22 protein-coding genes are annotated in these 26,476 nt (G+C 68.1%); 13 read left to right on the forward strand and 9 right to left on the reverse strand.

Annotated elements, in window-relative coordinates; genetic code table 11:
• The 4 genes from VSO01S_RS19290 to VSO01S_RS19305 form a co-directional block, all read right to left on the reverse strand.
• Nucleotides 1-1,501, reverse strand: a 1,501-nt coding sequence (locus VSO01S_RS19290; protein WP_068644430.1) for an indolepyruvate oxidoreductase subunit beta family protein, incomplete at its 3' end; no start/stop codon positions are given.
• A gap of 8 nt (nt 1,502-1,509) precedes the next feature.
• Entirely contained in the window at nt 1,510-3,666 is a 2,157-nt protein-coding gene (locus tag VSO01S_RS19295) for a thiamine pyrophosphate-dependent enzyme (protein WP_068644431.1), read from the reverse strand.
• A gap of 84 nt (nt 3,667-3,750) precedes the next feature.
• Complete coding sequence (locus VSO01S_RS19300) at nt 3,751-4,425, reverse strand: c-type cytochrome (protein ID WP_068644432.1); 675 nt, start codon at nt 4,423-4,425, stop codon at nt 3,751-3,753.
• A complete protein-coding gene (locus VSO01S_RS19305; RefSeq protein WP_174544745.1) occupies nt 4,422-5,639 on the reverse strand; it encodes a PQQ-dependent sugar dehydrogenase in 1,218 nt (405 codons plus the stop codon). The genes VSO01S_RS19300 and VSO01S_RS19305 overlap by 4 nt, the downstream gene beginning before the upstream one ends.
• 99 nt (nt 5,640-5,738) lie before the next feature.
• On the opposite strand from VSO01S_RS19305, the gene VSO01S_RS19310 reads away from it, so the two are divergent.
• The 5 genes from VSO01S_RS19310 to VSO01S_RS19330 all read left to right on the forward strand — a co-directional run bounded on the left by VSO01S_RS19310 (nt 5,739) and on the right by VSO01S_RS19330 (nt 10,233).
• Nucleotides 5,739-6,650: a LysR family transcriptional regulator gene (locus VSO01S_RS19310; RefSeq protein ID WP_068644433.1), complete on the forward strand. Its 912-nt coding sequence runs from the start codon at nt 5,739-5,741 to the stop codon at nt 6,648-6,650.
• 20 nt (nt 6,651-6,670) lie between these two features.
• Nucleotides 6,671-7,891: a DNA-binding protein gene (locus tag VSO01S_RS19315; RefSeq protein ID WP_068644434.1), complete on the forward strand. Its 1,221-nt coding sequence runs from the start codon at nt 6,671-6,673 to the stop codon at nt 7,889-7,891.
• A gap of 60 nt (nt 7,892-7,951) precedes the next feature.
• Nucleotides 7,952-8,665, forward strand: a complete 714-nt coding sequence (locus tag VSO01S_RS19320; RefSeq protein WP_068644435.1) for a Vgb family protein — start codon at nt 7,952-7,954, stop codon at nt 8,663-8,665.
• Between the two features lie 177 nt (nt 8,666-8,842).
• On the forward strand, nt 8,843-9,655 hold the full coding sequence (locus tag VSO01S_RS19325; protein WP_068644436.1) for a DUF899 domain-containing protein: 813 nt from the start codon (nt 8,843-8,845) through the stop codon (nt 9,653-9,655).
• Nucleotides 9,656-9,669: 14 nt separating this feature from the next.
• Complete coding sequence (locus tag VSO01S_RS19330) at nt 9,670-10,233, forward strand: hypothetical protein (RefSeq protein ID WP_068644437.1); 564 nt, start codon at nt 9,670-9,672, stop codon at nt 10,231-10,233.
• 715 nt (nt 10,234-10,948) lie between these two features.
• Here VSO01S_RS19330 and VSO01S_RS19335 read toward each other — a convergent pair.
• From VSO01S_RS19335 to VSO01S_RS19350, 4 genes are all read right to left on the reverse strand, one after another.
• On the reverse strand, nt 10,949-11,482 hold the full coding sequence (locus VSO01S_RS19335; protein WP_245684261.1) for a GbsR/MarR family transcriptional regulator: 534 nt from the start codon (nt 11,480-11,482) through the stop codon (nt 10,949-10,951).
• A gap of 186 nt (nt 11,483-11,668) precedes the next feature.
• Nucleotides 11,669-13,636, reverse strand: a complete 1,968-nt coding sequence (locus VSO01S_RS19340; RefSeq protein WP_068644438.1) for an alkyl/aryl-sulfatase — start codon at nt 13,634-13,636, stop codon at nt 11,669-11,671.
• Between the two features lie 67 nt (nt 13,637-13,703).
• A complete protein-coding gene (locus VSO01S_RS19345; RefSeq protein WP_068644439.1) occupies nt 13,704-15,350 on the reverse strand; it encodes a GMC family oxidoreductase in 1,647 nt (548 codons plus the stop codon).
• Nucleotides 15,347-16,864, reverse strand: a complete 1,518-nt coding sequence (locus VSO01S_RS19350; RefSeq protein ID WP_084241979.1) for a coniferyl aldehyde dehydrogenase — start codon at nt 16,862-16,864, stop codon at nt 15,347-15,349. The genes VSO01S_RS19345 and VSO01S_RS19350 overlap by 4 nt, the downstream gene beginning before the upstream one ends.
• Before the next feature lie 173 nt (nt 16,865-17,037).
• On the opposite strand from VSO01S_RS19350, the gene VSO01S_RS19355 reads away from it, so the two are divergent.
• Nucleotides 17,038-17,934: a LysR family transcriptional regulator gene (locus VSO01S_RS19355; protein WP_068644440.1), complete on the forward strand. Its 897-nt coding sequence runs from the start codon at nt 17,038-17,040 to the stop codon at nt 17,932-17,934.
• A gap of 54 nt (nt 17,935-17,988) precedes the next feature.
• Here VSO01S_RS19355 and VSO01S_RS19360 read toward each other — a convergent pair whose 3' ends face one another.
• A complete protein-coding gene (locus VSO01S_RS19360) occupies nt 17,989-19,332 on the reverse strand; it encodes an MFS transporter (RefSeq protein WP_373282911.1) in 1,344 nt (447 codons plus the stop codon).
• A gap of 182 nt (nt 19,333-19,514) precedes the next feature.
• Between VSO01S_RS19360 and cyoA the strand changes: the two genes are divergently transcribed.
• The 7 genes from cyoA to VSO01S_RS19395 all read left to right on the forward strand — a co-directional run bounded on the left by cyoA (nt 19,515) and on the right by VSO01S_RS19395 (nt 26,376).
• Entirely contained in the window at nt 19,515-20,594 is a 1,080-nt protein-coding gene (gene cyoA, locus VSO01S_RS19365; protein WP_084241977.1) for a ubiquinol oxidase subunit II, read from the forward strand.
• Nucleotides 20,595-20,596: 2 nt separating this feature from the next.
• Nucleotides 20,597-22,603: a cytochrome o ubiquinol oxidase subunit I gene (gene cyoB / locus VSO01S_RS19370; RefSeq protein WP_174544746.1), complete on the forward strand. Its 2,007-nt coding sequence runs from the start codon at nt 20,597-20,599 to the stop codon at nt 22,601-22,603.
• 76 nt (nt 22,604-22,679) lie between these two features.
• Nucleotides 22,680-23,252: a cytochrome o ubiquinol oxidase subunit III gene (cyoC, locus tag VSO01S_RS19375; RefSeq protein ID WP_245684262.1), complete on the forward strand. Its 573-nt coding sequence runs from the start codon at nt 22,680-22,682 to the stop codon at nt 23,250-23,252.
• Nucleotides 23,252-23,662 (forward strand): cytochrome o ubiquinol oxidase subunit IV, encoded by a 411-nt coding sequence (gene cyoD, locus VSO01S_RS19380; protein ID WP_068644445.1) that lies wholly within the window; start codon nt 23,252-23,254, stop codon nt 23,660-23,662. Before cyoC ends, cyoD begins: the two co-directional genes overlap by 1 nt.
• Before the next feature lie 50 nt (nt 23,663-23,712).
• Entirely contained in the window at nt 23,713-24,450 is a 738-nt protein-coding gene (locus VSO01S_RS19385) for an SURF1 family protein (protein WP_245684260.1), read from the forward strand.
• Between the two features lie 68 nt (nt 24,451-24,518).
• Entirely contained in the window at nt 24,519-25,832 is a 1,314-nt protein-coding gene (locus VSO01S_RS19390) for an ATP-binding protein (RefSeq protein WP_068644450.1), read from the forward strand.
• Nucleotides 25,825-26,376 carry a response regulator transcription factor gene (locus VSO01S_RS19395; RefSeq protein WP_153305327.1) on the forward strand — a complete coding sequence of 184 codons (552 nt, stop codon included), beginning with the start codon at nt 25,825-25,827 and terminating at the stop codon, nt 26,374-26,376. The genes VSO01S_RS19390 and VSO01S_RS19395 overlap by 8 nt, the downstream gene beginning before the upstream one ends.
• Nucleotides 26,377-26,476 lie beyond the last annotated feature (100 nt).

A 26,476-nucleotide genomic window follows, 5' to 3' on the forward strand; every position in this document is an offset into this window, starting at 1 on the left:
CCTCGCGTGCGGCGGCCACGGCATCGGCGCGCGCCTGCGGCGAACGCCCGGGCGCGTGCTCCGCCGGCACCAGGTGGTCGATCACGTGCAGCAGGTTGCGCTTGCCGCGTTCGTTGGTGCTGCCGTAGCCCTTGATCAGGCGCCCGCACAGTGCCACCTCGTGCGCCAGGTGCCAGCTGCCCTGCGCGGCGCCGTCCAGCACGGCCTTCAGCCAGCGCTCGATCAGCACCTGTTCTTCCGCGAAGCGGCTGCCGCTCTTGCGCAGGCCGCGCAGCGATGCGAGCACGCGCAGCGAGAGCATGCCCGCTACCGAATGGCTGCCCACCTTCAGCGGCACGGCCCAGGGTGTCTTGCCGCCGGCCTGCCGCCGCCTGTCCCAGGCGGTGAGGCGCGCGGCGAGCGGTGCCGGCAACAGGGCCGCGAACTCGGGCACGCCGGGCTTGAAGTGGTCGTAGACCTTGAGCAGGTCGTGCGCGCCGGCCTTGGCTTCGCGCCGAACGCGCTGGCTGCGGCTGGCGCGGCTTTTCAGGTCGGCCACGCGAACGATGTCGTCGAAAGCCATCCACAGAGCGAGCCAGCGCGCCATCTCCCGCGTGATGGCAAAGCCGTGCGCGCCCGCCGGATCGGCGTTGCGCTCGGCCTGCAGCACCTGCTGGAGCCGGTGCAGGTACAGGTCGGCGTAGGCCGCGTCCTGGTAGTCGACCAGGCGTGCGTGGCCCAGCGCGAGCATGTCGTGAACCGCCGGCGGAAACACGGCGCGTGCTGCCTCGGGCAAGGCGGGCACCGCGGCAGGCGGCGCTTCGTCCTTGTCGCCGTCGAGCATCTGCGCGATGCGCATGGCGTGCTCGCGCGGCTGGTGCATCGCGTCGAAGGCCTGGGCGAAGCCGCGCAGGCTGGCCTGCGTCATGCGGCTGGGCTTGGCGGGGTCTTCATGCCCGCGGATGGCGGCTTCGAAGTGCTCGCGCGAGAAAGGCAGCACGCCGCTGCCCGCCAGTGCGCCCAGCATCACCGCGCTCACCACGGTGCCGCATTCGCGCGCCATGGCGCCCATGTCGAACACCCGGTGCTCGCGGCTGAAGCTGCGCACCACCTCGAGCAGGCGCTGCGCATCGGCGCGCCCGTCGCCGGGCACCATGCGCTCGGCGGTGGTGAGGCTGCGCGCCGACGAGGAGATGACCAGCGTGCGCTCGGGCGAGCTCATGCCGTTGCCGATCTGGCGGGTGGTTTCCAGCAGCTCGGACGAGACGATGCAATCCAGTGCACCGGGTGCCGGGCTCAGGCTGAACACCGGCCTGCGCCCGCCCAGCTGTGCGACCGGAACCGGAAAGACCTCCACGTAGTAGGTGGTGGCGCCGGTGCGCTGCGCCACGCCGGGAATCGAGGTGCTCTGCGCGGCATGGCCGCTGGCGCGCGCGGCCTCGATCAGCCATTCGGTGAGCACGCCACCGCCTTCGCCGCCCAGGGCGCAGATGAGAACAGTGATGGGTTGGGTACGGTCCATGGAAGTCGTCATGCGGGCTGGAGTGCGCGTACAAGCCTGCCGCGCAGGCTGTGCAGCAGGCGTTCGTGCCACTTGGGGTTCTGCACCACCTCGGCGCGGTAGAAGGAAGGGCACAGCGTGGCCGCGTGCGCGTTGGAGCCGCACAGGCCGCAGCCCACGCAGCCGTCGATGACCGTGGCGACTGGGTCCACCTTGAGCGGGTCGGGGTTGTCCTTGATGGTGAGGGTGGGGCAGCCCGACAGGCGGATGCAGGCGTGGTCGCCGGTGCACACGTCCTCGTCAACGCCGTACTTCACCCGCACCACGCGCTCGCCGCGCCGCAGCAGCCCGGCGATCCAGGGCTTGATGCGGCGCTGGCGCTCGAGCTGGCATTCGCCTTCGGCAATCACCACCTTCAAGCCGTTGAAGTCGCTGGTGAAGGCCTCGGTGAGCGTCTTGCGCATGGTGGCCACGTCGTAGCTGTGCACGGTGCGCAGCCACTGCACGCCCAGGCCCTGCAGCGTGCTCTCGATGGTCTTGTTCTTGTCCACCAGGCTCTGCTGCTTGTCGACCGCATGCTCCTTGATGGCGTCGTCCGGCGTGGAGATGATGTCCTGCGTGCCGGTGGCCGAGGTGTAGCCGTTCTTGAAGATCAGCAGCACCGCGTCGTCGCCGTTGAACAGGGCGCTCTGCACGCCGGTGAGCAGGCCGTTGTGCCAGAAGCCGCCGTCGCCCATCACCGACAGCACGCGCCGCTGCATGACCGGCGACACGCCCGCGCGGCTGGCCAGGCTCATGCCGTAACCGAGGATGGAGTGGCCCATGGAGAAGGGCTCGAAGGTGCCGAAGGCATGGCAGCCGATGTCGGCGGCCACGTGCACCGGGCCGGTGTCCTGCTGCGCGAGCTTGAGGGCGGAGAACACCGGCCGCTCGGGGCAGCCGATGCAGAAGCCCGGCGGCCGGTTGGGCAGCGGCGCTTCGAGCATCTTCGCCACGGCGGCGCGGCGCTCGGCGTTCGCGGCCAGCCACTGGCCGGCGCCTGAATTCGAATGCTGCGGCAGGTACCGGCCGACCCAGCTGGCCAGCGCTCCGGCCAGTGCCTCGGCGCCGAGTTCACCCGCCAGCGGAATGAAGTCCTTGCCGTGCAGCGGCGTCTGGATGCCGCGGCGGCGAAGCAGCGTGGCGATTTCCTGCTCGATGTACTCGGGCTGGCCTTCCTCCACCACCAGCACCGCGCGCTTGCCGGTGCAGAAGTCGGCCAATTGCCCGGGCACCAGCGGGCAGGTGACGTTGAGCACCAGGATCGGGATGGCGCTGTCGCCGAAGGCGTCGGCCAGGCCGTGCTGCTGCAGGGCGCGCAGCAGGGCGTTGTACAGGCCGCCCTGCACCACGATGCCCAGGTCGCTGTGCGCGCCCCCGGCCATGAGCTCGTTCAGGCCGTGCTCGGTGATGTAGCGCCGCGCGGCCGGAATGCGCTCCTCGCCCTTGAGCTTTTCCTGGCGGAAGGTGACGGGCGGGTGCGCCAGCCGCATGTAGTCGAAGCCGGCCGGCTCGTTCATCAGCTCGCGCGTGGAAATGGCGGGTGCGATGTTGTCGCTGCAGTCGAAGCTGCCGCGCACGTGGCAGGCGCGAATGCGCAGCTCCATCATGCAGGGCATGTTCGAGGCTTCGGAGAGCGCAAAGCCGTGCTCGACCATGCGCACCATCTGCGCGAGTTCGGGGCGCGGGTCGAGCAGGCACATGCCCGACTTGAGCGCGTAGGCGTGGGTGCGTTCCTGGATCACGCTGGCGCCTTCGCCGTAGTCCTCGCCCACCACGATCAGCACGCCGCCCTTCACGCCGGGCGAGGAGAGGTTGGACAGCGCATCGGCCGCCACGTTGGTGCCGACGATGGACTTCCAGGTGACGGCGCCGCGCAACGGGTAGTGGATGGAGGCGCCCAGCATCGCCGCTGCCGAGGCTTCGTTGGAGCATGCCTCCACATGCACGCCCAGCTCGTCCATGTAGGGCTTGGCCTGCACCATCACGTCGAGCAGGTGCGACACCGGCGCGCCCTGGTAGCCACCCACGTAGGACACGCCCGATTGCAGCAGCCCCTTGGTGATGGCGAGGATGCCCTCGCCGTGAAAGGTCTGGCCTGCGCCCAGGCGCAGTGCCTCAATCTCTTTGCTGAACGAAACTTCCAAAAGGGTTCTCCGTGGCTGGCGTGGCGCGGCCGTGCGCGCCGGGTGGCTGGCAGCTGTTGTGGTTGGGAAACGAGAGTCGCCGGACTACTTGGCAGGGGAGGTGAATCGCGCGAGGTAGTAGGCCAGCGTGTCGAGGTCGGCGGCCGGCACCGGCCGAAGGGCTTCGCTCATGGCCATGGAATAGCCCGGGCGCTTGCCGCTCTTGAACTCGTGCAGGGTGGCGGCCAGGTAGTCCTCTTGTTGCTGGGCAATGCGGGGCACCTGCTGGCCGCCGGAAAAATCGTCGCCGTGGCAGAACACGCACTTGTGCTCCGTGGCCAGCTGCTTGCCGCGCGCCATGCGCTGCGCGTCGGGCGCGGCGGCGGGCGGCGGGGCCGGCACCGGCGCCAGTGTGCCGATGAAGTCGGAAAAGCCGCGCATGTCGTCGTCCGTCATGGTCTTGGCCACTGCCGTCATGGCCTCGTTGGCGCGGCGGCCCTCGCGGAACAGGAACAGCTGGGTGATGGCATAGAAGGAAGGCTGGCCGGCCAGCGCCGGCACGCCCTGCATGTCGCTGCGGCCGTTGGCGCCGTGGCAGGCCGCGCACACCTGCGCGTAGCGCTGGGCATAACTGGGCGCAGCAGGCGCGGCGGCGGCCGGCTTCGCAGCCGGCTTTGCGCCGCTGTTCTTGGCCTGCTGGGCCCATGCGCCAGGCATGGCCGGGCCCAGCAGCGCGCCTGCGCCGAGGAAGCTGATGAAAGCGAGGCGCAGTCCCTTCATTTGCCCGTGTAGCTGATGCGGTAGATGGCGCCGGCGTGGTCGTCGCTCACGAGCAGCGAGCCGTCCTTCATCACCAGGAAGTCCACCGGGCGGCCGAGGTAGGTGTTGTTCTCCACGAAGCCGGTCATGAAGGGCTCGACCTTGGCGCCGCCCTTTCCGTCGGGCCAGGCCACCGACACGTCGGCGTACTTCACGCTGCGGTTCCAGGGGCCGTGGCGGGCGATGAACATGGCGCCGCGGTACTTGGCCGGGAACATCTTGCCGTCGTAGAACTTCAGGCCCAGCGAGCCGGCGTGCGGCCCCAGCAGCGCGGCCGGCTTGACGTAGTCGCTGCACTTCTTGCCCCAGCCGAACTCGGGGTCGGGGATGCTGCCCTGGTGGCAGTAGGGGTAGCCGTAGTGCTGGCCCAGCTTGGCCTTCATTTCGACGCGGTTGAGCTCGTCGTTTGGCAGCTCTTCGCTGAACCAGTCGCGGCCGTTGTCGGTGAACCAGAGGTCGCCCGTCTTGGGGTCGAAGTCGAAGCCCACCGTGTTGCGCACGCCGGCCGCGATGGTCTCGACGTTGCTGCCGTCCAGGTCCATGCGGTAGATCTTGGCGTACTCGCCCGGGTCGCAGATGTTGCAGGGCGCGCCGATGGGGAAGTACAGCTTGTTGTTGTGGATGCGCAGGAACTTCCAGCTGTGGTCCTCGCCGCCGGGCAGCTTGTCGTAGATCACCTTCGGCTCGCCGACGTTGTCGAGCTTTGCGTCGATGCCGTCGTAGCGCATGATCTTGGTGTTGGTGGCCACGAAGAGCGTGCCCTTGTCGTAGGCGATGCCCGCTGCCATCGGCATCTTGTCGATGATGGTCTTGAGCTCGCGCTTGCCGCCGCTGTTGGTGATGGCGTAGACCTTCTGGCCCACGAAGAGCGTGCTCACGAAGATGGTGCCGTTGGCGCCTTCGCGCAATTCGCGCGCATCGAGCACGCCGGGCATGAAGGTCTCCACCTTGAAGCCCGGCGGCAGCTTGAACTTGGCCGTGGGCAGCTTGTCGGCCGCGGTGGGTATGGGGAAGGCGGGCACCGGCGCCATGCGCATGGCGTCCTGGTTGGCCTTGGGCCGGCCCTTGGCCCAGCCGGGCTCGTCGGCCGGCGGCGTCTGGGCCAGCGCGGCGGTGGCGGCGCCGCACAGCAGTGCGGTGCGGATCGAAGCGGAAATCCAGCGGATGCGTTGCATGGCGTTGTCTCCTTTTCCTTGTGGTGGCGGAAGGACCGCCAGCGCGAGAGTGTGCGTTCGCGCAAGGCGGCCATCAATACAATGAGCGGCCTAAGTAACATGCACGCCATGCATATCGAGGCCATCGACCTGAACCTGCTGCGGCTGTTCGACGCGGTCTACCGCGCCCGCAGCGTCAGCCGCGGCGCCGAGGCCCTGGGCCTGACGCAGCCGGCCGCCAGCCACGGCCTGGGGCGGCTGCGCCTGCTGCTGCAGGACGCCCTGTTCACCCGTGCGCCCGGCGGGGTGGTGCCCACGCCGCGCGCCGAGCGCCTGGCGCAGGCGGTGCAGTCGGCGCTGGCCACGCTGGAAGACGCGCTGAACGAGCCCGACCGCTTCGAGCCCTCGGCCTCGCGCAAGTCCTTTCGCATCCACATGAGCGACATCGGCGAGGGCCGGTTCCTGCCGGCGCTCATGGCGGGGCTGGGGCCGCTGGCGCCCGGCATCCGCATCGAGACCATGGCGCTGGCGCCGCACGAGGTGGCGCCGGCACTGGACAGCGGGCGCGTCGACTTCGCCTTCGGCTTCCTGCCCGAGGTGAAGGACACGCGGCGCAAGCTGCTGCTGAAAGACCGCTACATCGTGCTGCTGCGCAGCGGCCATCCCTTCGCGCAGCGCAAGCGCCGCGGCGGCGCCTTGTTGGAGGCCTTGCGCAAGCTCGAGTACGTGGCGGTGCGCACCCATGCAGAAACGTTGCGCATCCTGCACCTGCTCAAGCTGGAAGACCGCGTGCGGCTGACCACCGAGCACTTCATGGTGCTGCCGGCCATCGTGCGCGCCACCGACCTGGCGGTGGTCATGCCGCGCAACATCGCGCGCGGCTTTGCGGAGCAGGGCGGCTACGACATCGTCGAGCCGGCCTTCCCGCTGCGCGACTTCGACGTGTCGCTGCACTGGAGCCGGCGCTTCGAGGACGACCCGGCCAACCGCTGGCTGCGCGAACTGATCGGCGAGCTGTTCGTCGAGCGCTGAAGCTTCGAATCGAGCCCCGCATGGATTCGCTCATCGCCGCCTCCGCCCGCGCCCTGGCTGCCGGCGACGCGCTCGGTGCGCTCAAGCGCGTGGCCTTGCGGGAAGACCCGCCCGCCCTGGCGCTGCGCGGCATCGCCATGGCGCAGCTGGGCGAGCATCCGCGCGCCCGCGAACTGCTGCGCAAGGCCGCGCGCGGCTTCGGTACGCACGAGCATCTTGCAAGGGCGCGCTGCGTGGTGGCCGAGGCGGAGGTCGCCCTGGCCATGCGCGACCTGAGCGGATCGCCGCGCACCCTGGCGTCGGCATCGGCCACGCTGCTGGCGGGCGGCGACACGGTCAACGCCATGCAGGCGCGCCTCGTCGCCGCGCGCCGCCTGCTGCTGCTGGGGCGCCTGGACGAAGCGGCGTCGCTGCTGGACGGCCTGGAATCCGCCGGCCTGCCGCCGGTGCTGGCCACGGTGGCCGAGCTGAGCACTGCCGAGCTGGCCTTGCGCCAGCTGCAGACCACGAAGGCCCGAACGGCGCTGCAGCGTTCCCGCCGGGCCGCCGACCGGGCGCAGGTGCCGGCGCTCCTGGCCGAGGTGGCCGATGCGAGCGCGGCCTTCGAACGGCCCGCGGCGCGCAGGCTCGGCGGGGAGGGCGAGCAACTCCTGCATCTGGGCGACGTGGAGGCGCTGCTGGCCTCCGGTGCCTTGGTGGCCGATGCCTGCCGGCACGGCTTGCGCGCGGGCAGCGAGTGGCTGCCGCTGGCACGCCGGCCGATCCTGTTCACGCTGGTGCGCGAGCTGGCCGCGGCATGGCCCGGTGACGTGGCCCGCGAGGCACTGATCGCCAGCGCCTTCCGCACCCGCCATCCGGACGAGACGCACCGCGCCCGGCTGCGCGTGGAAATGGGGCGCCTGCGCGCCCTGGCGGCGCCCATGGCGGACATCGAAGCCACCGCGCGCGGTTTCGTGCTCAAGCCGCTGCGCGGGCGCGAGGTGGTGCTGCTGGCCCCGCCCATCGACGGCGAGCAGGCCTCGCTGATCGCACTGCTCTCGGATGGCGCCGCCTGGTCCACCTCGGCGCTGGCGCAGGCGCTGGGCGCCAGCCAGCGCACGGTGCAGCGTGCGCTGGTCGAACTGGAAGCCGACGGGCGTGTGCGCGCCATCGGGCAGGCGAGGGCGCGCCGCTGGCTGGCCCCGCCGCTGACCGGATTCACGACGATCTTGTTACTCCCCGCTGCGCTGCAGCTTGATTAGATTTGCCTCCATGGCGCCGCCGCGCAAATGGCGCGCTCAACCACCGACAGGAGCAAGGCAATGACGAAGACCACGGAACGCGAACAGGCCACCCATGGCGCGCTGGTGCATGCCGCCGAGATCGTGCGCGAGTACGGCCCCTTCGGCGGCGCGGACAGGATCCACGGCGTGACGCACGACGGGCACCGCGTGTGGGCTGCCACCGGCCCGGCGCTGGTGGCGTTCGACCCGGGCACGGGCGAGCTGGAGCGCACGCTCGATTGCGGCGGCGATGCCGGCACGGCTTTCGACGGCAAGCACCTCTACCAGATCGCCGAGGCGCGCATCGACAAGATCGACCCGGCCACCGGCAAGGTGCTGCATTCGATTCCTGCCCCGGGCAAGGGCAGCGATTCGGGCCTGGCCTGGGCAGAGGGGAGCCTGTGGGTGGGCCAGTACCGCGAGCGGAAGATCCACCAGATCGATCCCGACACGGGCGCGGTGAAGCGCACCATCGAGTCGAACCGCTTCGTCACCGGCGTGACCTGGGTCGAGGGCGAGCTGTGGCACGGCACTTGGGAGGCTGAGGAGAGCGACATCCGTCGCATCGACCCCGACAGCGGCGCGGTCCTCGAGCGGCTGGAGATGCCGGCCGGCACCGCGGTGAGCGGGCTGGAATCGGACGGTGCCGGGTTGTTCTATGCAGGCGGCGGCACCAGCGGCAAGGTCCGCGCCATCCGGCGGCCGCAGCGCGCGGCACCGCAAAGCAAGAAGGCCGCCGCGCACACAGGCTGACCGCCTGACAGGCCGGCGAGGCAAGCACCGGCCTTCATTCCTGGGTTGCTTCGCCAGGCCATCGACGTACCGAGAGCAAGCATCCGCCACCTGGCGGCGGCCGGGCCACGCATTGTCTTTTTCTTTCTTTCTTTCTTTCAACCACCAAACGGCGCAAGCCAAGCAAGGAGTCCGATCATGAGCATTGCCATCGCCCCCAAGGAACCGATCTCGGCCGACCACCCCGTGGTGCCGCAAGACCGCTGGCTGGCCGCGCGAAAGTCGCTGCTGGCGCACGAGAAGGAGATGACGCGCCTGCGCGACCAGATCGCCCGCGAGCGGCGCGCGCTGCCCTGGGTGCACATCAAGAAGCACTATGTGTTCGACGCGCCCGAGGGCAAGCGCACGCTGGCCGAGCTGTTCGACGGCAGGCATCAGCTGCTGGTGCAGCACTTCATGCTGGGCCCGGACTGGGAGCAGGGCTGCCCGAGCTGCTCGTTCATGTCCGACCACCTGAGCAGCGGCATGCAGCTGCATCTGGCGCATCGGGACACGACGCTGCTGGTGGTATCGCGCGCGCCGCTGGAGCAGATCGAGCGCTTTCGCCGCCGCATGGGCTGGGATTTCAGGTGGGTGTCGTCCCACGGCAGCGACTTCAACCAGGATTTCGGCGTGAGCTTTTCGCCCGAGCAGATCGCGTCGGGCGAGGTGCCGTACAACTACGGCGTGCAGGCCTTTCCGAGCGAGGAGGCGCCGGGCGTGAGCGTGTTTTTCAAGGACGACGTGGGCTCGGTCTATCACACCTATTCGACCTACGGCCGCGGTGTGGAAGTGATGATGGGCACCTACGACCTGCTGGACCTGACGCCCAAGGGGCGCGACGAGCGCAACCCCAACTGGACGATGGACTGGATCCGTCACCACGACCGGTACGAGACGGCACCGGCGAGCCGGCCTGCGGTTGCTGCGGCTGTTGCCGCCAGTGGTGGTTGCTGCCACGCGCAGGAGTAACCGCGAGAAGAGCGATGGCAGCAGACCTTTTCTGGCCATGGGTGACGGTCGCAGGCCTGGGTGCGCTGCACGGGCTGAATCCGGCCACGGGCTGGATGCTCGCCGCCGCCTGGGGCCTGCGCTCGGGCGGGACGAAGCAGGCCTTGGGCGCGCTGTGGCCCATCGGCCTGGGCCATGTCGCGTCGGTGGCGCTGGTGGCGTTGCTGGTCGTGGCGGGCCTGCAGGTGAATCGGATGCTGATTCAGTGCGCGGTGGCGGCGCTGTTGCTGGTGTCGGTGGCGGCGCATGTCTGGCGCCGCGCACCCCGGGCCCTGCGCGCGCCGGCCGGGCAGGTGGGCATGGCGCTGTGGTCTTTCCTGATGTCGAGCCTGCACGGCGCGGGCTTGATGGTGGTGCCGGCGTTGCTGCCTCTTTGCATGTCTGATGTTGCTGCTGCGAGCGATATGGCCGGTTCAAGGCCGCTGCTCGTTGCGTTGGTGGCTGTCGGATTGCATGGCGCGGCGATGCTGTCGATGACGGGGCTTGTCGCTGTTGGGCTCTTGCGGGGTCTTCGCTTCATCGGTGGCGAAGTGCGTTGAGGTTGGTGGGGTGGCAAAGGCCTGTGTGCCTCTGGGCGCTGGCGCTTCACTCGGGCGGTCGGCGCTTTCAGCGCCGACTGCATTGCGCTGCTCGCGGAGCCGGCCTGTGCGGCAGAACTCGCTGCGTTCACTTCGTTCACTCCGCTCAGACAGCTGCCGCAAGCTAGAAGTTGAAGCGTGCAAGGTGCCCTTGCACGCAGGCCGGTTCCGCTGCGCTGCTCATCGCCCGAGAGGCGCGCCAGCGCCCAGAGGCACACAGGCCTTTGCCAGGACGCGTCGTTGTTGTTCGTCCGGTGCAGCCATCCGTTGGTCTAACGAACGAAGGTTGGCCGTCGTCGCTCGGCGGTGATGCGACCGACCGCTTGCTGAGGGAACGATGGGTGGCTTCCCCCTCGTTGATACCGACACGCCGTCTCCAGGCGGGGCGCGGCAGGCGCCAGGGGCCGGGGGCGACTTCCGGGGCGGCGAGGAGCGCAGGGCTGGGGGCTTGCGCGCAAGGGCACCTTGCGCGCTTCGTGAACTGACTTGCGGCAGCTGTCTGAGCGTAGCGACGCAGTCGCGCAGCGAGTTCTGCCGCACAAGCCCCCAGCCCGAGCACCGCAGCGAAGTCGATGCCGAAGGCATCGACCGCCCCGGTACGAGCCCCCGGCCCCTGGCGCCTGCCGCGCCCCGCCCGCCCCAGCCCAAAGAGGCGGCTTTCAAAAACCAGAAGACGCTACCCCTTCCGCGCCTTCTTGCCAGCCGCCTTCTTGGAAGCCTGCCCCGTCAGCCGATCCTTCAGCCCCAGCACCCGCGTCACTGCCGCGCCCATGCCCATGAGCTGCATCGCCGTCTCCGGCGCCAGCCGCTGGACGTCGTCCAGCCACTTCAGCAAACGGTCGATCAGGTCGTGCATCTCGCGCATGCGCTGCTGCGCATGCCGCTCCTCGTCGCTGCCGGGCGTCTCGAGCAGCGCACTGCGAAGCATCGACAAGGTCGGCTCGATCTCGCGCCGCCGGCGCTCTTCCACCAGCACGCGAAAGATCTCCCACACGTCCTGCGGCGCCTCGAAGTACTCGCGTCGGTCACCGGGAAGATGGCGCAGGTGCACCAGCCGCCAGGCCTGCAGTTCCTTCAGGCCCATGCTCACGTTCGATCTGGAGAATTCGAGCAGCTCCGCGATCTCGTCCGCGTTGACCGGTTTGTCCGAAAGAAAGATCAGCGCGTAGATCTGCCCGACGGTTCGGTTGATGCCCCAGCGGCTGCCCATCTCGCCGAAGTGCGCGACGAACTGGCGGTTCAGCGGCGGCAGCTGGGCGCCACCATTGGCTCGGCCCTGGGAGGAGGGGGAAGAAGAAGAGGAGGAGGACGGCATGGGCGCATTGTCGCGCGCATGCCGTCCGGATTTCACAAGATCCTGAAACTCCTGGTGTTTCAGGCCTTGCTGCGCCCTGCCTCAGGGCGTGACGATGTTGAACAGCGGATTGAAGTTGTCCAGGTTGGCGAAGATCGCGCCCAGCACCTTCGGATCGCCTTCCAGCTTGGCCTCGCCGGCCTCGACCAGCTTGGGCAGCGGCACGCCGCCCAGCAGCATCTTGAAGAACGCCGGACGGGTGAGCGACAGCGTGGTGTTGGGCTTCTCCAGCTTGCGGCCCTTGGTGTTGTTGAGCACCGAGTTGGACAGCTCCAGCGCGTAGGTCTCGTTGCTGTCGGTGAAGTTCACCTGGATGCCGGCGTTCATGCCGTCGACCTTCTCGTGGTTCAGGCGCACCGCCACGAAGTCGAAGATCATGTCCAGCGTCATGCCGCGCACCATGTCCGGCCCCTGCGTGGACAGGCGCACGGGCTTCACGCCGCCGCGCAGTTCCTGGGCGGCCACCAGGTATTCGTTGCGCCACACGCCCGACTCGGCCTGGTAGCCCAGCTGCTCGAGGATGTCGGCCTGCAGCAGGCGGGCCTTTTCGTTGCCCGGCTCGGCCATCACCGCGTTGTTGTTGAGCTCGGCGGCCCAGCGGTAGTCGCCGGCCTTGAAGGCGGCGCGGGCCTTGTCCATGGTCGCGTCGATGCCGCCGACGGCCGCCACGTAGCGCTTGGCCGACTCGGTCAGCGGCAGCGGATGCAGCGTGGCCGGGTTGCCGTCGTAGAAGCCCAGGTAGAAGTTGTAGACGCCGCGCAGGTTGTGGCTGAGGGTGCCGTAGTAGCCCCGCGTGGAGAAGTCGTTCATCAACCCCTTGGGGAAGTAGGTGACGTTGGCCAGGTCATCCATCTTGACGCCCTTGTTGGCCAGGTTCAGCGCCGTGTCGTTGATGTAGCGGTACAGGTCGCGCTGGTTGGACAGGTGCTGCTGGATGCGCTCCGTGCCCCACACCGGCCAGTGGTGGCTGCGGAAGGCCACCTGCGCCTCGGGGTGGAAGTCCTTCATCTCGTTGATGTACTTGCTCCACTCCAGCGCGTTGCGCGCCTGTGCGCCGCGCAGCGTGTAGATGTTGTGCATGTTGGCGGTGACCACCTCCGACAGGCACAGCGCCTTGAAGTCGGGGATGTAGAAGGCGAACTCCGCCGGCGCCTCCGAGCCGTTGGCCATCTGGAAGACGAAGCGGCGGCCGTCGATGGTGCGCTCCTCGCCCGTCTTCTTCACGTGGTCGGTGGGCGCGATCAGGCCCATCGCGCCCACCGACAGGCCCAGCCCCAGGCCCGAGCCCACGCCGCCCTGCTCGCCGTAGGGCAGGGGCGCGCCGAACTGGTAGTGCGAGCGGCGGGCCATGGCGTTGCCGGCCATCACGTTCTCGGCCACGGCATGGTTCATGAAGCCTTCGGGGGCGATCACCGGCACCTTGCCCGAGCGCACGTCGGCCTCGTCCACTACGCCGCGCACGCCGCCGAAGTGGTCCACGTGGCTGTGCGTGAAGATCACGGCCGTCACGGGCTTGCGGCCCAGCTGGTTCATCGCGAATTCCAGCGTGGCCTTGGCCATCTCGGCCGACAGCAGCGGGTCGATCACGATCCAGCCGCTCTTGCCTTCCACCAGCGTCATGTTGGCCAGGTCGTAGCCACGGATCTGCCAGATGCCGTCGGTGACCTTGAACAGGCCGGCGATGGCGTTGAGCTTCTCCTGGCGCCACAGGCTGGGGTTGACCGTGTCCGGCGCATCACCCTTGAGGAAGCCGAAGCGGCCCGCATCCCACACGGTCTCGCCCTTGGCGTCCTTCACGATGTTGTCGGGCAGGCGCGCCACCAGGCCGCGCGATGCGTCCTCGAAATCCTGCTGGTTGGCCAGCTGCAGCTCGGCGCCGAACTGCTTGTTCGCTTGCGCCGTCAGCGGGGTGGCGGGCTTCGGTCCTTGCGGCTGCTGCTGCTGCTGCGCGTGGGCTGCAGAAAGGGCAACGGCGAGCGCGGCCGCCAGGGCGATGGGTTTGATGGACATGGGTCTCCTGTCTTGCTTCTTGGTTGGATAAAGGGAAAGGCTGTTCTTTTGTTCGTGCCGCGGGGCTTCAGGCGGCTTGCGCCACCGCACCGATGGTGGCTGCCGCGCGGGCCTCTTCGCGGATCAGGTCGGCGCCCTTCTCGCCGATCATGATGGTGGGCGCATTGGTGTTGCCGCCGATCAGCGTGGGCATGATGGACGCGTCGACCACGCGCAGGCCCTCGACGCCGCGCACGCGCAGCCGCGCATCGACCACGGCCATGTCGTCGCTGCCCATCTTGCAGGTGCCCACGGGGTGGTATTGCGTGTCGGCGCGGTTGCGGATGTCGGCGACCAGGCTGGCCGGGTCGTCCGCGCTGGTGGTGTAGAGCTGCTTGCCGCGAATGCCGTCGAAGGGCTTGGATTCCATGATGCGCTGCTGGATCTGCGCGCCCTTGACCAGGATCGGCAGGTCGCGCTCGTCGGAGAGAAAGCGCGGGTCGATCAGCGCCGTGTCGCGCGGGTCGGTGCTCTTGAGCTTGACTTCGCCGCGGCTGTGCGGGCGCATCAGGTCCACGTGGCAGGAGATGCCGTGGCCCAGGTGCATCTTGCGGGCATGGTCGTCCACGATGGCGATCACGAAGATCAGCTGCAGGTCGGGCACCTTCACCTCGGGGCTTGAACAGATGAAGGCGCCGGCGCCCGCGTAGGGGCTGGTGACCATGCCGGTGCGCTTGCTTTTCCACTCGAACATCGCGCTGGTGACCTTGAGGCCGCCGCGTGCGGAGACGCCGAAGCTCTCGGTGTTGCTGCCCACGCGCCAGGCCTGCACGTAGTCGATGTGGTCCTGCAGGTTCTGGCCCACGCCGGGCAGGTCGTGCACCACTGGAATGCCCATCTGCTGCAGGTGCGCCGCCGGGCCGATGCCCGAGAGCATCAGCAGCTGCGGCGAGCCGAAGGCGCCGCCCGAGAGGATGACTTCGCGGCGCGCGCGCACTTCCTTGAGCTCGCTGCCCTGGTAGTAGGCCACGCCGGTGGCGCGGCGGCCGTTCATGAGCACGCGCTGGGTGACCGCGTGGGTCAGCACCTTCAGGTTGGGGCGCGACAGGTTGGGCGTGAGGAAGGCCTTGGCGGCGCTGCAGCGCTCGCCGTTCTTGTGCGTGACCTGGTAGATGAAGGTGCCCTGCTGCGTCTCGCCGTTGTAGTCGCGCGTGGGCTGGATGCCCTGGGTGGCGGCCGCCTTCATGAACACGTCGTTGAGCGGGCTCTTGTGGTTGGCGTAGGTGACGTTCAGGCCGCCGCCGGTGCCGTGGAAGGCATCGCCGCCGAACTGCTCGTTGTTCTCGCTGCGCTTGAAGTAGGGCAGCACCTCGTCATAGGACCAGCCGGGGTTGCCCAGCGAGGCCCAGTGGTCGTAGTCCCAGCGGTTGCCGCGCACGTACAGCATGGCGTTGATGGAACTGGAGCCGCCCAGCGTCTTGCCGCGCGGCTGGTAGCCCTTGCGGCCGTTCAGGCCGGGCTGCGGCACGGTCTCGAAGCCGTAGTTGTTGATCTTGGTGGGCATCATCGCCACCACACCCGCGGGGGCGTGGATGAGCACGCTGTTGTCGGGGCCGCCCGCTTCCAGCAGGCAGACCGTGACCTTGGGGTCTTCGGACAGGCGCGCGGCCAGCACGCAGCCGGCCGAGCCGGCGCCGACGATGACGTAGTCGAATTCCTGGGTGTTGCTGCTCATGATGGCTGTCTCGTGTGTTGTTGTGAGGTCGAAGCGGAATGCGGCGCCTGGCCCGGCGCGTGGCCGAGGGCCGGATCGGCCTCGCCCAGGAAGATGCGCAGCGCCAGGCGCTGCACGAAGTTGCCGTAGGGCGGGTAGAACAGGTCGACCGGGAAGAAGCGCTGGCGCTTGAACACCGTGCGCGCATGCGAGAGCTCGCGAAAGCCTTCCACGCCGTGGTAGTTGCCCATGCCCGAGTTGCCCACGCCGCCGAAGGGCGCATCGTGGTTCACCACCTGCCAGCCCCAGTCGTTGATGGCCACGCCGCCCGAGTGCGTGTGGCGCAGCAGCCGGTCGCGCTCGGCGCTGTCGTGGCTAAAGCAGTACAGCGCCAGCGGCCGCGGGCGGGCGTTGATGAAGGCCAGCGCGTCCTCTTCCTTGTCGTAGGGCACCACCGGCAGAATCGGGCCGAAGAGCTCTTCGGACAGGATGCGCATGTCGTCGGTCAGGCCGGTCACGATCTGCAGCGGCATCTGGCGGCCGCCCACGGGCATCGGGGCGCACGATTCGATGTGCGCGCCCTTGGCGCGCGCGTCGTCCAGCACGGCCTGCATGCGCTGCAGCTGCCGCTCGTTCACCACCGCCGTGTAGTCGGGGTTGCCTTCGGTCTTGCCGGCGTAGAACTTCTCGAAAGTGCTGCGCACGCCGGCGATGAAGTCCTGCACCCGCTCGCGCGGCACCAGCGCGTAGTCGGGCGAGACGCAGATCTGGCCCGAGTTGGCGGACTTGCCGTGCGTGATGCGCTTGGCCGCGTCCGCCACCGGGTAGTTGCGCGTGACCAGCGCGGGCGACTTGCCGCCCAGCTCCAGCGTCACCGGCGTGAGGTTCTCCGAGGCCGTGCGCATCACGATGCGGCCCACTGCGGGCGAGCCGGTGAACACGATGTGGTTGAAGGGCTGCGAGGTGAAGAGGTTGGGGTCGGCCAGCTCTTCGCCCACCACCGCCACCAGGCTTTCATGGAAGACCTCGGCCAGCATCGTCTTGAGCACGGCGTTGGTGGCCGGCGTCACCTCGGGCATTTTGATCATCACCCGGTTGCCCGCGGCCAGCGCCGCCACCAGCGGGCCGAGGGCCAGGTACACCGGGAAGTTCCACGGAACGATCACGCCCACCACGCCCTTGGGCTGGTAGTGCACCCGCACGCTGTTGGTGAGGAACAGCCATTCGGTGCTGCGGCGGCTGGGCTTCATCCAGCGCGCGACGTGCGAGATGGCGTGCTGCGCCTCCAGCGCGGAGCCCAGCAGGTCGAGCATCTTCGACTCGGCATGCGCGCGAAAGCCGAAGTCCTGGCTCATGGCATGGGCCAGCACGTCCTGGTAGCGGGAGACCTGGCGCTTGAGCGCCTTCAGGCGGCGCTTGCGCTCGGCGGCGTTGGGCAGCGGATCGGCCGAAAAGGCCGCCTGCTGTGCCTGAAAGATGCGGGCCACGCGCGCGTCGGCGCGCTCGGCTGCCGCCTCGGGCGGAGCGTTGTTCATGTTGATCATCCTCTTGGCTTTTGTCTCTTGCGTTGCGCGTGCGCTGCGGTGGCGCCGCGTGCCCGAAGGGGCTGTAGGTCTTCCAGACCCGATTCTTCGGCGCCCGTCGAATTGAGTCCAATGCATTGTTCGTCTAATATCAATGCATTGGATGCAATTCAAGGAGGAGAGCGATGGACCTGCGGCGCTGGACGCATGTGGTGGCGGTGGCGGACCGGCGCAGCTTCGTGCGCGCGGCCGAGCAGGTGCACCTGAGCCAGCCGGCCTTGACGCGCAGCATCCAGGCTGCCGAGGCGGAGCTGGGCCTGCTGCTGTTCGACCGCAAGGGCAGCGAGGTGGTGCCGACGCCGGCCGGCGAATTCGTGGTCGAGCGGGCCCGGCAGCTGGTGTTCAACAGCCATTGCCTGGAGCGCGACGTGGCGCTGTATCGCAGCCATCGCCTGGGCGACACGGCCTTCGGCGTCGGCCCGTTTCCGGCCGTCACCTTCCTGCCGGGCCTGCTGGCCGACCTGCGGCGCGAACATCCGGGGATCAACCTGCGCGTGGAGGTGAGCAACTGGCAGCTGCTGCTCAAGCGCCTGCGCGAGGAGGACATCGAGTTCTACGTGGCCGACACCACCGAACTGCCGGCCGATCCGTCGCTGCAGTCCAGGCCGCTGAAGCGCCAGCCCGGCGGCTTTTACGTTCGCGCCGGCCATCCCCTGGCCGACACGGGCCCGGTGAGCCTGCCCGAGGCGTGGCGCTACGGCGCCCTGGCGATCCGGGTGCCGGTCGGTGTTCGCAGCGTCATTGCCCGGATGCTGGGACTGCCTTCGGCCGACGAACTCAAGGTGGCGCTCGAATGCGACGACGCCAACCTGCTCACCCGCGTGACCCTGGAAAGCGATTCGGTGCTGGTGGCGGCCCATGCGGCCGTGGCCGGCGAGGTGGCCGCGGGGCGCCTGAAGCTGCTGGAGATTCGCGACCTGCCGCTCTTGCAGGCCCAGGCCGGCGTGGTCACCTTGCGCGGGCGCACGCCGTCGCGCATGGCCGAACTCATCATCAGCCGTTTGCCGCTCTTGAATGAATAAGGGCCGCCGGCCAGTGTCTGGCGGGCGGCCCCGTAAGTGATGATCAGGCGGCGATCAGTCGCGCTCTTCCATCGCCTTGTTCACCCGCAGTGCAATCAGCGTGCAGATGGCGCCCGACAGCAGGTAGACGCTGACATAGGCCAGGCCGAAGCGGGCCGAGAGACCCAGGGCCACCAGGGGCGCGAAGGCCGCGCCGATGAGCCAGGCCAGGTCGGCCGTGAGCGCGGCGCCGGTGTAGCGGTACTTGAGCTCGAAGTTGGCCGTGACGGCGCCGGCGGCCTGGCCGTACGACAGGCCCAGCAGCGCGAAGCCCACCAGCAGGAAGATGTCCTGGCCCAGGCGCCCGCCGTCCAGCAGCGTGGGTGCAAAGCCGCTGAACACGCCGATGGCGATGGCCAGGCTGCCCAGCGTGTTGCGGCGGCCGATGCGGTCGGCAATGACGCCCGAGGCCACCACGCCGCCGGCCGCCAGGAAGGCGCCGATCACCTGGATGACCAGGAACTCGGAGATCGACTGCTGCGAGAACAGGCGGATCCACGACAGCGGGAACACGGTGATCAGGTGGAACAGCGCATAGCTGGCCAGCGCGGCGAAGGCGCCGATGACGATGTTGTGGCCCTGCGTGCGGGTGAGTTCAGTCACGCTCACGGGAGCGAGCTCGCGCTCTTCCAGCATGTGGCGGTACTCGTCGGTGGTCACCAGGCGCAGGCGGGCGAACAGCGCCACGACGTTAATTGCAAAAGCCACGTAAAACGTGTAACGCCAGCCCCAGTCGAGGAAGTCGGTGAGGGGCAGGCTGGAATACAGGAAGGCGAACAGGCCGCTGGCCAGGATGAAGCCCACCGGCGCGCCCAGCTGGCCCAGCATGGCGTACCAGCCGCGCTTGCCTTGCGGCGCGTTGAGCGCCAGCAGCGAGGGCAGGCCGTCCCACGAGCCGCCCAGCGCCAGGCCCTGGCCGACGCGGGCGATGGACAGCAGCACGATCGAGGTGAAGCCCAGGCTGGCGTAGCCCGGCAGGAAGGCGATGCAGACGGTGGAGATGCCCAGCAGGAACAGGGCGATGGTGAGCTTCACCTCCCGGTTGAACCGGCTCTGGATCTTCATCGAGATGATCGTGCCGATGGGGCGCGCGATGAAGGCGAAAGAGAACACCACGAAGGCCCACAAGGTGCCCTGCAGGTCGTTCTCGAAGGGGAAGAACACCGCCGGGAAGACCAGCACCGAGGCAATACCGTAGACGAAGAAGTCGAAGTATTCGGAGGCGCGGCCGATCACCACCCCCACGGCGATCTCGCCCGGGGTGACTTGCGAGCGGTGCTCGTGGATTTCCTGGAGCTCGCGCTCGCGCTCCTGGGGGCTGATGGCGGTATCGGCGGTAGACATGTATGTACTCGACATCAATTCGATGCTTCTATCTATTGTCACGGACGGCGCCGAGCATCGCATTGCCCGGCAAGTTCCGCCATAGGACAAAACGTCCACTCCCCGAAAGGGGGGAAAACGACTAGATTGTCGGGTCTTTGCGCAGAACTCGCACTTTTTTGCCCATTCTGGCGTCAGCCCACGCATTTCTTTTCGGCATGGAACTCCTCAAAAAACTCCGCGGACTGCTGCTCCTGTCACCGCTCCTTCTCCTGAGCGGTTGCGAGATGGTCGTGCTCAATCCTTCCGGCGACATCGCGGTCCAGCAGGGCCGGCTCGTCGTGGTGGCCACGGTCCTCATGCTGCTGATCATCGTCCCGGTGATCGCGATGACGGTGTTCTTCGCCTGGAAGTACCGCGCGTCCAACAAGGATGCGGAGTACAAGCCCGAGTGGGACCACTCCACGCAGCTCGAGCTCGCGATCTGGGCAGCGCCCCTCCTGATCATCATCGCCCTGGGGGCAGTCACTTGGATCAGCACGCACACGCTCGATCCGTTCCGTGCGCTGCGCCGCATCGACGACACCCGTCCGGTTCCGGCCAATGCCAAGCCGCTGGTGGTCGAGGTCGTCGCGCTCGACTGGAAGTGGCTCTTCATCTACCCGGAGCAGGGCGTTGCCACCGTCAACGAACTGGCGGCGCCGGTCGACCGGCCCATCCAGTTCCGCATCACGTCTTCCAACGTGATGAACGCCTTCTACGTGCCCGCGCTGGCCGGCATGATCTACGCCATGCCCGGCATGGAGACCAAGCTGCATGCCGTGATCAACAAGGCCGGCGAATACGAGGGCTTCTCGGCCAACTACAGCGGCGCGGGCTTCTCCAAGATGCGCTTCAAGTTCCACGGCCTGGACGACGCCGGCTTCGACAAGTGGGTGCAGACCAACAAGGCCGCCGGCGGCCTGCTCGACCGCACCGGCTACATGAAGCTCGAACAGCCCAGCGAGGCCGACCCGGTCCGGCGCTGGTCCACCGTGTCTTCCGACCTGTTCCACGCCATCGTCAACCGCTGCGTGGAGCCCGGAAAGATGTGCATGCACCAAATGGCGGCCATCGACGCTGCCGGCGGCCTGCCGCTGCCCAGCGTGCATGACGTGGCAAGCCGTGCCGTGCGTCCGCAGGACCCGGCCTCGCCGCAGCGCCGCTACGTGGCGGCCTTCTGCGCGCCCGGCGATCCGGTCGACCTGCCCATGTACACCGCCGCCGCGCCTGGCGAGCCTGTGGTCCTGAAAGAATAAAGATGTTCGCGAACCTCGACCTGACGAAGTTGATCTTCGGTCGCCTCACCTGGGAGGCCATTCCCTACCACGAGCCCATTCTCGTGGCGACCTTTGCCGCCGTCGCCCTGGGCGGCATCGCCCTGCTGGCCCTCATGACCTACATGAAGTGGTGGGGCCCGCTGTGGCGCGACTGGATCACCAGCATCGACCACAAGAAGATCGGCGTGATGTACATCGTGCTGGGCCTGGTGATGCTGCTGCGCGGCTTCGCCGACGCGGTGATGATGCGCGCCCAGCAGGCCATCGCCTTCAACGGCAGCGAAGGCTACCTGCCGCCGCACCACTACGACCAGGTCTTCACCGCGCACGGCGTGATCATGATCTTCTTCGTGGCCATGCCGCTGGTCACGGGCTTCATGAACTACATCGTGCCGCTGCAGATCGGCGCGCGCGACGTGGCCTTCCCGTTCCTGAACAACTTCAGCTTCTGGATGACCACCTTCGGCGCGCTGCTGGTCATGGCCTCCCTCTTCGTGGGCGAGTTCGCCAAGACCGGCTGGCTGGCCTATCCGCCGCTGTCGGGCATCCTGCAGAGCCCCGACGTGGGGGTGGACTACTACATCTGGGCATTGCAGGTCGCGGGGGTGGGCACATTGCTGTCCGGCGTGAACCTGATCGCCACCATCGTGAAGATGCGCGCGCCCGGCATGACCATGATGAAGATGCCCGTCTTCACCTGGACCTCGCTGTGCACCAACGTGCTGATCGTGGCCGCCTTCCCGGTGCTCACGGCCGTGCTGGTGCTGCTCTCGCTCGACCGCTACGTCGGCACCAACTTCTTCACCAACGACCTTGGCGGCAACGCCATGATGTACGTCAACCTGATCTGGATCTGGGGCCACCCCGAGGTCTACATCCTGGTGCTGCCGGTGTTCGGCATCTTCTCGGAAGTGGTGGCCACCTATTCGGGCAAGCGCCTGTTCGGCTACACCTCCATGGTCTACGCCACGGTGGTGATCACCATCCTGTCGTACCTGGTGTGGCTGCACCACTTCTTCACCATGGGCTCGGGGGCCAGCGTCAATTCCTTCTTCGGGATCACGACGATGATCATCTCGATCCCCACGGGCGCGAAGATCTTCAACTGGCTGTTCACCATGTACAAGGGCCGCATCAAGTTCGAGCTGCCCATGATGTGGACCATCGCCTTCATGATCACCTTCGTGATCGGCGGCATGACGGGCGTGCTGCTGGCGGTGCCGCCGGCCGACTTCGTGCTGCACAACAGCCTGTTCCTGATCGCGCACTTCCACAACGTGATCATCGGCGGCGTGGTGTTCGGCCTGTTCGCCGGCATCTACTACTGGTTCCCCAAGGCCTTCGGCTACCGCCTCGACCCGTTCTGGGGCAAGGTCTCGTTCTGGTTCTGGGTCATCGGCTTCTACTTCGCCTTCATGCCGCTGTACGTGCTGGGCCTGATGGGCGTCACCCGCCGCATGAACCGCTTCGACGATCCGTCGCTGCAGATCTGGTTCATCATCGCCGCCGTCGGCGCCGCCATGATCGCCGTGGGCATCGCCGCCATGCTGATCCAGTTCGCCGTGAGCTACATGCGCCGCGACCAGCTGCGCGACAACACGGGCGACCCGTGGAACGGCCGCACGCTGGAGTGGTCCACGTCTTCGCCGCCGCCGGACTACAACTTCGCGTTCACGCCCATCGTGCACGACAACGATGCCTGGTACGACATGAAGCGCCGCCACTACGTGCGTCCCACCGAGGGCTTCATCCCGATCCACATGCCCAAGAACACGGCAGCCGGCTTCGTGATCGCAGCGCTCAGCGCCATCATGGCTTTCGGCCTGATCTGGCACATGTGGCTCGTGGCCGGTGTCGGTTTCGCCGCCATGCTGATCGCCACGATCGTCCACACCTTCAACTACAAGCGCGACTTCCACATCCCTGCGGAAGACGTGGTCCGCGTCGAAAACGCTCGTACCCGCCTCCTGGCTGCCGGCAATGTCTGAGTTCACCCTGAAACACCCCAGCGGCGCCGTGGGCGCCCAGGCGGCGGCGAGCAGCGGCTCGGCCGACCACTTCTACATGACCCGGGAACACCACCCGGAAAACGGCACGCTGCTGGGCTTCTGGCTCTACCTGATGAGCGACTGCCTGGTGTTCGCCGTGCTGTTCGCCTGCTACGGTGTGCTGGGCCGCAGCTATGCGGCCGGCCCCGGCGGCGCCGAGCTGTTCGACCTGCCGCTGGTGGCGCTCAACACCTCGCTGCTGCTGCTGTCCTCCATCACCTATGGCTTCGCCATGCTGGAGATGCAAAAGCGCAACAAGCGTGCGGTGCTGATGTGGCTCTTCATCACGGGCCTGTTCGGCGCGGGCTTCCTGGGCATCGAGCTGTACGAGTTCGCGCACCTGTTGCACGAAGGCGCCGGCCCGCAGCGCAGCGCCTTCCTGTCGTCCTTCTTCACGCTGGTGGGCACGCACGGCCTGCACGTCACCTTCGGCATCGTCTGGCTGATCACGCTGATGGTGCAGGTGAGCAAGCATGGCCTCATTCCTGCCAACCGCCGCCGCCTGATGTGCCTGTCGATGTTCTGGCACTTCCTGGACGTGGTCTGGATCGGCGTCTTCACCTTTGTCTACCTGATGGGAGTGCTGTGATGAGCGCCAATCACGACCACCACCACCACGATTCGCACGGCCACGATCACCACGACGACGACCACGACAGCGGGCCGCACGCCACCTTCAAGGGCTACATGACTGGCTTCGTCCTGTCGGTCATCCTCACGGCCATTCCCTTCTGGCTGGTGATGGCCAAGGTGTTCGACAAGCCGAGCACCACCACCATGGTGATCCTCGGCTTCGGCCTGGTGCAGATCGTCGTGCACATGATCTACTTCCTGCACATGGACGCGAAGTCCGAGGGCGGCTGGAACATGCTGGCGCTGGTCTTCACCGCGGTGCTGGTGGTGATCACGCTGTCGGGGTCGCTGTGGGTGATGTACCACCTCAACACCAACATGATGCCGAGCATGCCCACCAGCCAGGACCTGCGAGTCAGGCCTTGACGCCTGCACCGGCTTCCAGACACGAGAACGGCCCGCGACCTGCGGGCCGTTTGGCCGTTCTGGGCCTGCTCGCGCTGCTGGCTTTCTGCACGCTGGTCGCGCTGGGCTGGTGGCAGGTGGAGCGCCGCGCCTGGAAGCTGCAACTCATTGCGCGGGTGGAAGAGCGCGTGCATGCCCCACCCGTCGCCTTGCCCGAGCCGGCGCGCTGGCCTCAGGTGACGGCCGCCTCCGACGAGTACCGCCGCGTTCGCCTTTCGGGCCGCTTCCTGCACGAGCGGGAGACGCTGGTGCAGGCGCTCACCGAGCTGGGCAGCGGCTTTTGGGTGCTGACGCCCCTGGCGCAGGCCGACGGCCGCATCGTGCTGGTCAACCGGGGCTTCGTGCCGCCCGAACGGCGTGACCGCGCCGGCCGCGCGGCCGGCGAGCCGCAAGGCGAGGTCGCGCTGACCGGCCTGCTGCGCATCACCGAACCGGGGGGCGGCTTCCTGCGCCGCAACGACGCCGCGGCCGGCCGCTGGTATTCGCGCGACGTGGCCGCCATGGCCGCCGCACGCGGCCTGCAGCCGAGCCAGGTGGCACCGTTCTTCGTCGATGCGGAAAAGGACCCGCAGGCTGGCGCGGGCCAGCCGGTGGGCGGCCTCACGGTCATCAGCTTCCGCAACAGCCACATGGTGTATGCGCTGACCTGGTTCACGCTGGCCCTGCTGGTGCTGGGCGCCGCCTGGCGCGTCTGGCTGGAGGAAAAACGGCTGCGGCGTGCACAGGACGGGGCGCAGCAGGCAGACTAGCGCCCATGGACGAGATCGCGACGACGGCTCCCGGCCACCCCGCGCCGGCGCACTCCGTGCCTCATGCCATGACCGGCGTGGAGCAGGGCGGGCGCCTGCAGGTCGCCACCGGCATCCGCAACATGCAGCAGCTGATCCAGCTGCGCTGGATCGCGGTGGTGGGGCAGGTGGTGACCATCCTGGTGGTGTATTACGGCCTGGGCATCCACCTGCCGCTGCACCAGATGCTGGTGGTGCTGGCCTGCCTGGCGGCCTTCAACGCGGCCAGCCGGCTGCGCTGGCGCTCGCACCACGTCGTGACCAACGGCGAGCTGTTCGCGGTGCTGCTGGTGGACGTGGGCATGCTCACCGCCCAGCTCTACCTCAGCGGCGGCGCTGCCAACCCGTTCGTCTTCCTGTTCCTGCTGCAGGTGGTGCTGGGTGCGATGCTGCTGGACATCCGCAGCACCTGGGTCCTGTTCGGCGTGACGGTGGCCTGTTTCATCGGACTGGCCCTGTTCGCCGAGCCGCTGGCGCTGCCGATGGATGCGCAGGGCGGCCTGGGCAGCCCGTTCATCCTCGGCCTCTTCATCTGCTTTGCGCTGGTGGCTGCGCTGACGGTGGTCTTCGTGGCCCGCATCAACCGCAACCTACGCCGGCGCGACGCCAAGCTGGCCGACCTGCGGCAGCGCGCCGCCGAAGAAGAGCACATCGTGCGCATGGGCCTGCTGGCTTCGGGGGCCGCGCACGAGCTGGGCACGCCGCTGGCCACCTTGTCGGTGATCCTGGGCGACTGGCAGCACATGGCGCCCTTCGACAGCAACCCCGAACTGCAGGGCGAAGTCTCCGAGATGCAGGCGCAGGTGCAGCGCTGCAAGTCCATCGTCAGCGGCATCCTGCTGTCGGCTGGCGAGGCGCGGGGCGAATCGTCCGAGCCCACCAGCGTGGCCGAGTTCCTGGGCGAGGTGGTTCATGATTGGCGCGCCTCGCGCCAGCCGCGCGCCTTCACCTACGACAACCATTTCGGGCACGACCTGCCCATCGTGTCCGACTCGGCCATCCAGCAGATGATCCACAACGTGCTGGACAATGCGCTGGAGGCCTCGCCGCACTGGCTCATGTTCGAGGTGGCGCGCCACGGCGACGAACTGGTGCTGACCTGCACCGACGCCGGCCCGGGCTTCGAGCCGCGCATGCTCGCGCAGTTCGGCAAGCCCTACCAGTCGAGCAAGGGCCGCGCCGGCGGCGGGCTGGGGCTCTTCCTGGTGGTGAACGTGGCGCGCACCCTGGGCGGCAAGGTGGAGGCGCGCAACAAGCCCGAGGGCGGGGCCATCGTCACGATCACGCTGCCGCTCGCATCGATCGTGCTGGAATCGGAAGAAGAGGTGGACGATCTTGAGTGATGAGCAACCAGCGCCGCCGCGGCACCTGTTGATCGTCGAGGACGACGCGGCCTTTGCGCGCACGCTCAAGCGCTCCTTCGAGCGGCGCGGCTACACGGTCGACCTGGCCGCCTCGCTGGCCGAGATGCAGGCGGTGCTGCAGCAGCGCACGCCCGGGTTCGCCGTGGTCGACCTCAAGCTGGGCAGCGACGCCTCGGGCCTGGCCTGCGTGCAGCACCTGCATGCGCACGACGAGGAGATGCTGATCGTGGTGCTCACCGGCTTTGCCAGCATCGCGACCGCGGTCGAAGCCATCAAGCTCGGCGCCTGCCACTACCTGGCCAAGCCGTCCAACACCGACGACATCGAGGCGGCATTCGGCCGTGCCGAAGGCAGCACCGAGGTCAGCCTGACCAGCCGCGCCACCTCCATCAAGACGCTGGAGTGGGAGCGCATCCACGAAACGCTGGCCGAGACCGGCTTCAACATCTCCGAGACCGCGCGCCGCCTGGGCATGCACCGGCGCACGCTGGCGCGCAAGCTGGAAAAGCAGCGCGTCAAGTAGCCGGCGGCGCGGCCTGGCGCGTGAGCGCGTCCCGCAGCAGCCGGGCATTGCGGGGCAGCGGCGCATCGGCGCGCGAGCACACCAACAGCTGCCGGCGCGC

The sequence above is a fragment of the Variovorax soli NBRC 106424 genome, assembly GCF_001591385.1.
GTDB lineage: Bacteria > Pseudomonadota > Gammaproteobacteria > Burkholderiales > Burkholderiaceae_C > Variovorax > Variovorax soli.